Annotated in this window: 8 protein-coding genes; 2 read left to right on the top strand and 6 right to left on the bottom strand. The window is 64.2% G+C overall.

From position 1 onward, the window contains the following. Positions 1-176: 176 nt before the first annotated feature. From TSA1_RS26405 to tyrS, 3 genes are all read right to left on the bottom strand, one after another. Positions 177-581, bottom strand: coding sequence for a DoxX family protein (locus tag TSA1_RS26405; RefSeq protein ID WP_100178888.1), 405 nt, complete (start codon positions 579-581; stop codon positions 177-179). Between the two features lie 219 nt (positions 582-800). Next, positions 801-2,060 (bottom strand): MFS transporter, encoded by a 1,260-nt coding sequence (locus TSA1_RS26410; RefSeq protein WP_100178889.1) that lies wholly within the window; start codon positions 2,058-2,060, stop codon positions 801-803. Positions 2,061-2,116: 56 nt separating this feature from the next. Beyond that, positions 2,117-3,370, bottom strand: a complete 1,254-nt coding sequence (gene tyrS / locus TSA1_RS26415; protein WP_100178890.1) for a tyrosine--tRNA ligase — start codon at positions 3,368-3,370, stop codon at positions 2,117-2,119. Between the two features lie 165 nt (positions 3,371-3,535). Between tyrS and TSA1_RS26420 the strand changes: the two genes are divergently transcribed. Then, a complete protein-coding gene (locus TSA1_RS26420) occupies positions 3,536-4,639 on the top strand; it encodes an anhydro-N-acetylmuramic acid kinase (protein ID WP_100178891.1) in 1,104 nt (367 codons plus the stop codon). A 1,034-nt stretch (positions 4,640-5,673) separates the two neighbouring features. Further along, positions 5,674-6,648 (top strand): alpha/beta hydrolase family protein, encoded by a 975-nt coding sequence (locus tag TSA1_RS26430; RefSeq protein WP_100178892.1) that lies wholly within the window; start codon positions 5,674-5,676, stop codon positions 6,646-6,648. 755 nt (positions 6,649-7,403) lie between these two features. Here the strand turns inward: TSA1_RS26430 and TSA1_RS26440 are convergent. The 3 genes from TSA1_RS26440 to shc all read right to left on the bottom strand — a co-directional run bounded on the left by TSA1_RS26440 (position 7,404) and on the right by shc (position 11,311). Beyond that, entirely contained in the window at positions 7,404-8,168 is a 765-nt protein-coding gene (locus TSA1_RS26440) for a hypothetical protein (protein WP_100178894.1), read from the bottom strand. Between the two features lie 414 nt (positions 8,169-8,582). Continuing rightward, positions 8,583-9,332, bottom strand: a complete 750-nt coding sequence (locus TSA1_RS26445) for a phosphorylase (protein WP_174719088.1) — start codon at positions 9,330-9,332, stop codon at positions 8,583-8,585. Next, positions 9,329-11,311, bottom strand: a complete 1,983-nt coding sequence (shc, locus tag TSA1_RS26450) for a squalene--hopene cyclase (protein WP_100178896.1) — start codon at positions 11,309-11,311, stop codon at positions 9,329-9,331. Before shc ends, TSA1_RS26445 begins: the two co-directional genes overlap by 4 nt. Positions 11,312-11,340: the final 29 nt, after the last annotated feature.

Here is an 11,340-nt window from a genome sequence, read left to right on the forward strand (position 1 = left end):
GCTGGAGCGGCAATGAACCGATTCGCTCACCGCATCATCATGTCCATGCTGCTCGTTGCAGCCCTGGTTCTGATCTGGAACGTGCTGGGGACGCGCTGAGACGGCCCGGCGGATCCGCCGGTGCCGTCCTTTTCGTGGGTCGAACAGGGGCGCGTCGGCGCCGTTCGAACCTGCAGCTATTCCTTGCCCATCGCCGCATCGGCGCTGACGGAGCCGCCGCCGGCGGCCGACAGATAGAGGCAGGCGAAGCAGAACAGGATCGCGGCGGTGCCGCCGTTGAGCAGCGGCAGGAACACCGGCGTCTCACCCTTGAACATGTGGCCCATGAAGTAGGCGAAGGCCATTTCGCCGGAGAGGATGAAGGCGGTGAGGCGGGTGAAGAGACCGATCATCAGCAGCGCGCCGAGCACGAGCTCGATGGCACCGGCCGTATAGATCAGCGGCGGGATGTTGGCGAAGTAGGGAAGCACCGGAAACTTGAAGATCTTCGCGATGCCATACTGGAACAGCAGGAGACCGGTGATGAAGCGAAACAGGCTCAAGAGAACCGGTTGAAAGCGAGTGAGATAGGGAAAGTTCATTGGTTTGTGCCCTCCATCCAATGCGCGACTAGGATCGTATTCAGCTCCGCCTCGCAAGCCACCCCGGATCAATTCCACGCTGACATTTTCGTCATGTCCGACAAAACACCGCAGCTCGTCCGTTCACGCAGGTTGCGCCGGATTTTTTTGCGTGAGATGTCCGCCCATCATCCGTAATTCCCCGGTGACATCGAGGGATGCAGGTTACGTCGGAGAGACTTACTCCCGCAAGGCCGGGACGATCAGGAATGGAATCATTCCGAGGATCACACTCGCAAGTGCGAAGACGAGCAGCAGATTGTAGCCATGCGTGAAATCGTGGATCAGGCCGCCGCTCCATGAGCCGAACGCCGAGCCCAATCCACTGCCGATCGAGATGGTGCCGAAGATCGTGCCGACGCGTTTGCCGCGGAAGATCTTCATCGCGGTCGCCGTGATCAGCGGGCCGCGCGAGCCCATCATGCTGCCGAAGCAGACGACGAAGCCGGTGAGCAGGATCACGTTCGGATAGTACTGCAGCAGCCAGAGCAGGACGATGCCGAGGATGGAGATCGCGTAGCTCAGCAGCACCGATGGCCGCCGCCCGATCATGCCGTCGAGCGCGGACACGCCCAACATGCCGAACACCAGCACGACACCCGAAAAGCCCCAGGCCGTCGCGGCCTGCAGCGGCGGAAAGCCGGCGTCGATCAGATAGGCGACGATCTGGGCGGCGATGGAATACATGCCGACGGCGGTGAAGAAGAAGGTCGAGAACAGCGCCCAGAACGCGTGATGACGCATCGCGCTGACAAGCGTCCAGCCATTGTCGATGAAGTCCGGATCGCTTCTCTTCGTCACATGCGGCGAGCCGGCCGAGAACATCCGCCAGGGCAGCAGCAGCAGCGGCACCAGCAGCGCGAGTGCGGCGAGGCCATAGACCTGGTAGGTCTCGCGCCAGCCGAGCCGGTCGATCAGGAGCTGCGAGGCCGGCAGCAGCGCCAGCACGCCGCCGCCCATCGCCGAGTACACCACCGCCATGGCTGTCGGCAGCTTTGGGCCGAACCAGCGGCCGAGCAGGATCGAGTTCGGAACATTGCCGATGAAGGCAACGCCGATGCCGACGCAGAGGCCGATCGACAGCTGGAATTGCCAGAGTGCCTGCGCCTGGCTCGCGATCAGGAAGGCCGAGCCGAGCAGGAACAGTCCGAGCGCGTAGACGATGCGCGGTCCGGAATGGTCGAACAGCCGCCCGACCAGTGGCGCGGTCAGGCCGCTGATCAGCCACGTCAGTGAATAGATCGAGACGACCTGCGCGCGGTCCCAGCCGAAGTTTTCCGAGATCGGCTTGAGGAAGACGGTGAAGCTCTCGCTCAGGCCGCGGCCGAGAACCGCCAGCGTGAAGCACAGCGCGAGCACCACGAGCGCGGTGCGCACTGCGCCTCGCTGCGCATTCGAGGCGTGTTCCCGCGACGCGTCCCTGGGCGTGTTCTGATCCATTATCCGTCAGGGAGCGCGCATCCGTGCGCCCTGACAAGCATCAAAAGCTCATACGCCTATGCAGGCTTGATCAGGACGTGCTTCTTCTTGCCGAAGGACAGCTTGATCACGCCTTCCGGCGTCAGATTGGCCGCCGACAGCGCCATCTTCTCGTCGGTGACTGCCGCGTCGTTGACGCGCAGGCCGCCGCCCTTGATCTGGCGGCGTGCCTCGCCATTGGAGCCAACGAGGCCCGCCTTGACGAAGGCATTGAGGACGCCGAGGCCGGCGTCGAGCTCGCCGCGCGGAATTTCCACGGTCGGCAGGCTCTCGGCAAGCGCGCCTTCCTCGAAGGTGCGGCGCGCGGTTTCGGCGGCTTCGTTTGCTGCGTCGCGGCCGTGCAGCAGCGCGGTCGCTTCGGTGGCGAGCACCTTCTTGGCCTCGTTGATCTCCGAGCCCGCGAGCGCCTCGAGCTTCCTGATCTCGGCCATCGGCAGCGTCGTGAACAGCTTCAGGAACTTGCCGACGTCGGCGTCCTCGGTGTTGCGCCAATACTGCCAGAAGTCATAAGGGCTGAACTGGTCGGCGTTGAGCCACACCGCGCCCTGCGCGGTCTTGCCCATCTTGGCGCCCGACGCCGTGGTGAGAAGCGGCGTCGTCAGCGCGAACAGCTGATGGGTGCCCATGCGGCGGCCGAGATCGACGCCCATGATGATATTGCCCCACTGGTCCGAGCCGCCCATCTGCAATTTGCAGCCGGTGCGCTTGGCGAGCTCGACGAAGTCGTAGGCCTGGCAGACCATGTAGTTGAACTCGATGAAGCTCATCTCCTGCTCGCGCTCGAGGCGCAGGCGCACGGAGTCCATGGTCAGCATGCGATTGACCGAGAAGTGCCGGCCGACGTCGCGCAGCATCTCGATCCAGTTCAGCCTGGTCAGCCACTCCGCATTGTCGAGCATGATGGCGTCGCTCTTGCCGTCGCCGTAGTTCAGCACCTTGGCGAACACGCCGCGGATCGAGGCCTTGTTGGCCTCGATCTCCGCGACGGTACGCATTGCGCGCGTCTCGTCCTTGCCGGAGGGATCGCCCACCATGGTGGTGCCGCCGCCCATCAGCGTGATCGGCTTGTTGCCGGACTGCTGCAGCCAGTGCAGCATCATCATGGTCAGATAATTGCCGATGTGAAGCGAGCGGGCGGTGCAATCGTAGCCGACATAGGCCGTCGCCTCGCCCTTGGCGGCGAGCGCGTCCAGCCCCTCGAAATCGGAGCATTGGTGGATGAAACCACGTTCCTGCAGGGTGTTGAGGAAATCCGATTTAAATGCAGTCATCTGTCGGCATGCCCAGAAATTCTTGGTTTACTGTTTTGGGAGCAATTTAAGGGTCTTCCGTGGGAACCCGGTTGCTGCCCGCCACTTGGCGCTGTGGCATTATAAGATGTGCCCCTCTGGCACAAGATCGGCATGCCGGAGGGGGTGTTTTGAGGACGCTGATCCATGATGTTGACGGCACTCGGTTTGATGAGCGGCACCTCGCTGGACGGGGTGGATGTCGCGCTGATCGAAACCGATGGAAAGCAGGTGAAAGCGTTCGGGCCGTCCGGCTACCGGGCCTATAACCCGGCCGAGCGCAATCTGCTGCGCCAGGCGTTGAGCGAGGCCGTGAACCTGCCGCGGCGCGATGCCCGGCCAGGCATCCTGGCCGAGGCCGAGCGCGCGGTCACGCAGGCCCACGCCGAGGCGGTGGCCGCCTTCCTCGCCCAGAACCGCATGAAGCCGGAAGATATCGACATCGTCGGATTCCACGGCCAGACCGTGCTGCATCGGCCCGAAAAGCGGCTGACGGTGCAGATCGGCGACGCGCCGGCGCTGGCCCGGGCGATCCACATTCCCGTGATGCATGATTTCCGCGCCGCCGATGTCGAGGCCGGCGGGCAGGGCGCGCCGTTCGTACCTGTCTACCACCGCGCGCTCGCCAACTCGCTGGACCGCGAGGGGCCGATCGTCGTGGTCAATATCGGCGGCGTCTCCAACATCACCTATATCGACGGCAACGACACGCTGATCGCCTGCGACACGGGTCCCGGCAACGCGCTGCTCGACGATTTCATGTACCGCACCATGAACCAGGCGTTCGATGCGGAAGGAAAGTTTGCAGCCCTCGGCAAGGTGGACGAAGCCTGGGTTGCGCGCGCGCTGGAGCTGCCGTTCTTTGCGCTGCCGCCGCCGAAATCGCTCGACCGCAACGACTTTGCAGCGCTCAAGCTCGGCGATGTCGCGCCGGCCGATGGCGCGGCGACGCTCACCGCCTTCACCGCGGCTGCGATCGCCCGCGTCATCCCGCTGCTGCCGCGGCGGCCGCGGAGCTGGATCGTCTGCGGCGGCGGCGCCCGCAATCTCACCATGCTGCGCATGCTCCGCGAGCGGGTGGGGTCGGCCACTGTGGAGGCCGCCGAGTCCCTGGGCTGGGCCTCCGACGCCATCGAGGCCCAGGCCTTCGGCTTCCTCGCCGCCCGCGGCCTGAAGGGCCTGCCGCTGTCCTACCCGGCCACGACCGGCGTGCCGATGCCGATGACGGGCGGGGTGATCGCGCGGCCCTGAGGGCGGCGCTGGAGGCGGAATTCGAAGCGGCAGCATTGGCTAATCTCGTGTCCCGGACGCGACGCAGCGTGCAACGCTGCGGCGCAGAGCCGGGCCCCAGCTGCTTGATTCCGGGCTGATGCATGGGCCCCGGCTCTGCAGCGCACCGCACCGGACGATGCTTCGCATCGCCGGGGGCGCTGCGCTGCGTCCGGGGCACGAGAGCAGCGCATGTCTTTGCGACGCTCGCCATGACGAGCGAATGTGCATTGGCATCCTCTCTCCGCTGAAACTTAAACTGCAGACATGCGCTTCCATTCTCGCGGCGCGTTTCGCCCGAGCTTTGCATCTTCGTTCGCGCCTCTAATTGCCAAAGGGCGCAGGGAAGGCCGGGCGCCGGCGGCACCCGCAGGTCCGTGGGCGTCAAGAACGCACACGGGGTGGACCACAGGTGATGCCGGTCGCCCGGCCTTCCCTGCGCGGATGGTTTTAACGGTGTCCTTCGTGCTCTCCTCGGGGAGCGTTGCACTATTGCCCCCGTCGTCTCACGGATGGTCGATGTGCCGCCGGTTGGCGGCCACATCACCGCGAGCCTTGACGCCAGAACCCCGGGCGTCGGGACCACACGACTTCTCCGTCCGCGGACGGCCCTGCCGGAAGCATCGGAGGCTCGCGTGTGCTCGCCCCCGAAGTCCTGCCTGGCCGCTTTGACGGCGCCGTGTCGTAGCGCGTCGCGCATGACTCAACGGTCACCCGTCCCTGTCATCGCGTTCGCGCCGGCGCCGCCGCGTCCACCGCACCCCGGCCCGCATCTCGTGACGATCGCGAAGCGCCCCTCTGGCAGGGCCGGGATGAGCGCTCTATGCCATAAATCCGAAATTCGGGAAAGTGGAATATTTTTGCAGGGAGGGGTTGACGGGTGCTGGGGTGTTTTGCCCGACGGGTCGTTTTGACCAGCCTTCTGCTGCACCAATCGGTAGGTTTCGGTTTCGCTTTCGCTTTACCCATCCTACCATCTAAGATTGCAATAGGTCTCAATTTTGGAGTCTTGGCCCTTGCGCGCCTCATTTCTCGTGCTCGCACTGCTGGTGGCGGGCATATCCGCGGAAGCAGATGCTCAGCCATTCAAGGCAGGAGTCACGCGCATAACGGTGCAGGACGCCATCCCGTTTGACGCGTTGGTTGCATATCCGACCGAGGTGGCCGAACTATCCTTTCAGGACGGACCCTACATTTTTGCCGCTGGCCGTGACGCGCCGATTGCGGCCGGCGCACGTTTTCCGATTGTGCTTTTCTCGCATGGCGGAGGGGGAACGATCAAAGCGGGAGGCACTCCGGTCCCATATGCCGATCTCTTGACGTCGTTGGCGCGCGAAGGTTTTGTCGTGGTCGCGCCGTTTCACCCGGGATCGAGGCGCCCTCGCGAGGCGCTCGAAGATCGACCACGCCAGATCCACAAGGCGCTCGATGCCATGTTGGCCGATCCCCGCTTCGGAACGCATGCCGATCCAACTCGCCTTGGCATGATGGGATTCTCTTACGGCGGCGCCATCACCCTGATCGTTGCGGGCGCAGCTCCCAGCCTGGCTCACTTGGCGGTCTACTGCCGAAACCGCACGGACGATCCGATGGCCTGTGACGGTATCCAAACCGACGGCTCCCTGGCCAACGCCGTCGGCAGGAGATCGCCGGATGCGCTCGCGGTGAAAGCGCTCGTTCTGTTGGAGCCGTGGGGCTCCTTGTTCGATCGGGACGGGTTAGCGTCGCTGGAAATGCCGACGTTGCTCTATCGTGCGGAAAGCAGTGCTCTCAAGGCCGACGGCAATATCCTCACTCTTGCGGCGACCTTGCCCCACCCGCCGCGGCAAGAGACCGTACCAGGCGGCCATTTCATATTTTTCGGTCCTTGCCCTCCGGCGCTGGAAGCGGACGCGCCCGCTGTGTGCAAGGATGCTCCCGGCATCGACCGGGCGGCAGTCCATCGACGGATCAAGGTTGAAATCGGGGACTTCCTGCGCCGAAATCTCTAGCGTCGCATCGGCGAGGTTACGGGGACTATGGTGATAATGCACTCAACTCGCGAGCGATCTCCAAGGGGGCCGCCGCAACGGGAGCACTTTCGGACAGCTCGGAGTTAAGTGCACTGTCACCGTTATCCCCGATGGCAAAGAAGGAAGCCGTTACCTGCCATCACGCAGTCGATGAGTGAAATGGCGGATTACGCTGGCGCTAATCCGCCCTACGCGCTGGTTGTGCACGCCGGATCACAAACGCTTGACGCGACGATTAGAATCACGCTGGCTTATGCTTTCGTCTAGCGGAGAACACCCATGGCGACATCGAAGCGTGACGCGTCGAAGGCCTCGAAATTGTTGCGTACAAGCAAGAGTAAGGACGTTCGCTCGGTTGCGGGCTCGGATCTGGCCCAAGCGAAGCACAAGCCGAAGAAGAAGCCGAAATAGCTGCAACAGCTTCTGAATGAAGAAGCTCATCGCGGTCGCAGTATTCCTGCTGAGTGCGCCTGTAGTGGCCACCGAACTATCCGTAGCGCAGCTATCGGCTGCGCTGGACCAAGACTGCAATGCAAAATTTCCCACCACTCAGGGGCTGAAGGCCCCTGAATGCCTCCAGACGATAGCGCGCGCGTTGAAGCGCATTCTAGATGATGCGGACCAAGCCCGCTCTCAGTCCAACGACGCGGTGCAATCGTTAAAGACTCTACGGAAGTAGAGGCTCGAACGACGCGGAACGTCCCAGGCCGGCCGGTTGACGTTTGCGCGTGGGGTCACGCGTCGCGCGCCTGTCGCTCAGCAGCGTCAGCTGCGGCCGTGCAAATGTGAGCCGCGAGCTTGCTGCTCTCGCCGATAGCTATGAGCTCATCGGCAAGCTTCAGCGCGCCACCAACGTCCAAAGCAACTAAGGGATTGCCATCACCACTGATCGCAACACGCCATAGCCCGTCATCTGGCTTGAGTGCCCGGACGCTCAATCGGGGATGATCCACAATCCCATAACGGCCAAGCACGGCGACGCGCGTGTTCGGATTCGGGAGGATAATGACGTCCGACGGCTCGAGGACGATTCCGAGGCGGTCATCGAACTCGCCGAGCTGGAACTTGACGCTGGCCGCGCGCAAGAAGCTGTCGCTGCACTGCTCAAAGATCGGGAGCATGTCGTGGGGGAGACCGACGCCCACATCGGCGAAGACTCCGCGCTGGGCCTTGCAAGCAATCAACGTTCCGTCTGGCCGCTTGAGATAGAACCGGATGCCGTGGATATCGACCTCCGGCTTTGTGTTGGGAATGGGCTCCAACGTGATCTTGCCGGTATCAGGCAGCAACCCGCTAAGCCGGGCGTGCATGCGCGCGACCTCTACACTCTGATCGTGCAGTCGGGTCCGCACGTCGCACCAAACGCCCAAAGGAACAGGCGCCGTCCCTGCAACCCAACGCCGGAGTGTGCGCTCGGCCACACCGAGCTCGCTGGCTAGTCCGGACTGCCAATTGTTGCCGAACAGGAGAAGCGCAGTTCTGATGAGAAGTTGAATCATGACTTGGGCCTCCTTCGCCCATTCGCGGCGGGGCTTTCCCCATCCGCAGCATCGCCGAGACTATTCCCAGCTCTCCATATTATGGAGGCGGTGGCCTAAGTCTTCAAGCACGAACACGGAATGCTTTGGGAATTGCGGCGACACTTAATGTCAAAGACGACTGGTCATCCGGTGCGGAGTGCTTTGACCCAAAACAACCGTTACACGGCGGGATCCTAGTGCGTCACCCTGTCCACGCAACTGTAACGGGCGCCGCTCAATCAGCGACGCAAGCGCTCATCGATGACGTGAAAAGCCTGCGCTGCTCTGACGAACCCGGATTGCGCTTCGCTCTATCCAGGCTACGGCATCAAAAGAAAAGGCCCGGTCGCCGTCGCGACCGGGCCTCTTCTTTTGTCAGATCGAAGAAGCCGCTCACGCCGCCTTCGACACCAGCGCCTCGCTCTCGATCAGCTCCGTGCCGATCAGATAATCGCGGCAGCCGCGCAAGCTCCGCAGCGCGCGATTGAAGTCGATGCCGGTCGAGACCAGCGCATGCAGCGTTGCCGGATTGCGCACGATGCCGCGCAGCACGGCGGCGAGGTCGATCTGGCCGTTCGGCTTGATGGCGGCGCGGGCGAGCGCCGGCAGCGCGCGATGGGCGGGATCGCTGATGACGCGAACCGCGGCGAAGGGCAGCCCGGCTTCAGCGGCATAGGCGGCCGCGATGTGGCTTTCCATGTCGACGGCGGAGGCGCCGGTCTCGGAATGCAGCGCGGCCTTGCAGGAGCGCTTGGTGACCACTTCCTCGGCACCGGCGAGGCTGCCACGCACCACGCGGCGGCGGCCCGAGGTCAGGCGGTCGATGAGGTCGTCGCCGAGCGAGAGGCCGGCGGCCCAGCGGGTGTCGCCGGAGAGCACCTCGGTCGCCAGCACGACGTCGCCGGAGCGGAGGCTCGGGTCGAGCCCGCCGGCCACGCCGAACGAGATCACGCCGCGAATCGTCTCGGGATCCACCACGGTCAAAAGCGCCCGCAACTGGGTCGGGCTGCTGGATGAGCAGATGACGGCCATGCCGGGGCCGGCCGCGATGCGGGCCTCCTGCACCAATCCAGTCACGATCAAGATCGGCCGCGGATCAATGGCATTGCCCGCGGTAAGATAGTCCCCCGTCCCCAAAGTCACATTCCGACCCCTACCACCCTGCTGTTGGTGCTCCGCAAGTTCCGATACCGCGCCAGTGCCCACAGCGGAAAGAACTTTGGGTAGCCATGATACCGCAGATAGAACACGCGGGGGAAGCCTGTGGCGGTGTACCGCTGCTCGTCCCACAGTCCTTTTTTGTTTTGTGTTGCAATCAGGTACTCCACCCCGCGGGCGACGGCCGGGTGATCAACCTCGCCTGCCGCCATGAGGGCAAGCAAGGCCCATGCCGTTTGCGAGGCGGTCGAGGGGGCGGCTTCCCAGCCCTTGTAATCGAGCCGGTAGCTGACGGCGTCCTCGCCCCAGCCGCCGTCCTTGTTCTGGATCGAGGCCAGCCAGGCCGCGGCCTTGCGAATCATGGGGTCGTCGTGACGGACGCCGGCCATGTTGAGGGCGCAGAGCACCGACCAGGTTCCATAGATGAAGTTCATGCCCCAGCGGCCGTACCAGGACCCCTCGGGGTGCTGGGTCTTGCGCAAATAGGCGACGCCGGCGGCGACGTGCTTGCTGGTCTTCTCGGTCTCGCCGAGCTGGGCCAGCATCGAGATGCAGCGCGCGGTGACGTCCTCGGTCGGCGGGTCGAGCAGCGCGCCGTGGTCCGAGAACGGGATGTTGTTGAGGTAATATTCGAGGTTGTTGACGTCGAAGGCGGCCCAGCCGCCGTCGTCGCTCTGCATGCCCTCGATCCACTCCCGGCCGCGGGCGATCGCGGCGTCATAGCCGGTGGCGCCGTGCTCCCTGCGCATGCGGTCCATCGACATCACCACCACGGCGGTGTCGTCGAGGTCGGGGTAATGGGCGTTGTTGTACTGGAAGGCCCAGCCGCCCGGACGCACGTCGGGCCGCTTCACCGCCCAGTCGCCCTTCACCTCGAGCTCCTGCTTCGGGATCAGCCAGTCGAGGCCCTGCTTCGCCGCGGGCACCGCCTTGTCGCCGCCGGCTTCCAGCAGCGCATGCGCGGTCAGCGTCGTGTCCCAGACCGGCGAGACGCAGGGCTGGCAATAGGCTTCGTCCTCGCCGATGACGAGCAGCTTGTCGATGCCACGGCGGGTGACCGCGCGCGGCGGATAGTTCTCGTCCTTGCCGAGCGCATCGTACATCATGACGATGTTGGCCATGGGCGGATAGATCGCGCCCATGCCGTCCTCGCCGTTGAGCCGCTCCTCGGTGAAGGCGAGCGCGGCGTCGATCGCGCGCTGGCGCAGGCTCTTGGGAAACATCGGCTCGACCACGCGCAGGATCGCATCGAGCGAACGAAACAGCAGGAACCAGGCCATGCTCTGGTGCGGCGCCTTCGCCGTCATGCCGATCGAGCGCGGATCCTGCAGGAACAGCTCGTCGATGCCGACGCCCTTCGGATTCTTCGCGCGCGGCTTCAGCGCGGCGATGACCATCAGCGGCACCATGGTGGTGCGCGCCCAGTAGGAAATCTTGTTGATGTGGAACGGCGACCAGAACGGCAGCAGCACGATCTCGATCGGCAGCACCGGCACCGCGCGCCAGGTCACCACGCCGAACATGGCGAGCATGAATCGCGTGAAGACGTTGCTGTGAATGGCGCCGCCGCGGGCGTGGATCGCCTCGCGCGCGCGCACCATGTGCGGGGCGTCGACGGAATCGCCGATCATCTTCAGCGCGAAATAGGCCTTCACGCTGGCGCTCATGTCGAACTCGCCGTCATGCACCAGCGGCCAGCCGCCATGGGCGCCCTGCACGCGGCGAAGATAATTGCCGATCTTGGCTTCGAGCACGGCATCGACCGGCTCGGCGAGATAGTGGCGCAGGAGGACGTATTCGGCCGGAATCGTGCAGTCGGCCTCGAGCTCGAACACCCAATGGCCGTCGGACTGCTGGAAGTCGAGGACGCCCTGCGTCGCCGATGCAATGCTCGATTCCAGGATGCCCGGTTGCGGGATGCCCGGTTGAAGGGCTTCGCGGCTGGTCGCGTTCACGGAATCCATCTGGCTCGATTGCTCCGATAGTCGATTGA

This window comes from Bradyrhizobium nitroreducens (assembly GCF_002776695.1).
Lineage (GTDB): Bacteria > Pseudomonadota > Alphaproteobacteria > Rhizobiales > Xanthobacteraceae > Bradyrhizobium > Bradyrhizobium nitroreducens.

Excerpts from the sequence above, each read along its gene's own strand:
- TSA1_RS26405 (WP_100178888.1), bottom strand. The coding sequence starts at position 581 with ATGAACTTTCCCTATCTCACTCGCTTTCAACCGGTTCTCTTGAGCCTG.
- TSA1_RS26410 (WP_100178889.1), bottom strand. The coding sequence starts at position 2,060 with ATGGATCAGAACACGCCCAGGGACGCGTCGCGGGAACACGCCTCGAAT.
- tyrS (WP_100178890.1), bottom strand. The coding sequence starts at position 3,370 with ATGACTGCATTTAAATCGGATTTCCTCAACACCCTGCAGGAACGTGGT.
- TSA1_RS26420 (WP_100178891.1), top strand. The coding sequence starts at position 3,536 with ATGATGTTGACGGCACTCGGTTTGATGAGCGGCACCTCGCTGGACGGG.
- TSA1_RS26440 (WP_100178894.1), bottom strand. The coding sequence starts at position 8,168 with ATGATTCAACTTCTCATCAGAACTGCGCTTCTCCTGTTCGGCAACAAT.
- shc (WP_100178896.1), bottom strand. The coding sequence starts at position 11,311 with ATGGATTCCGTGAACGCGACCAGCCGCGAAGCCCTTCAACCGGGCATC.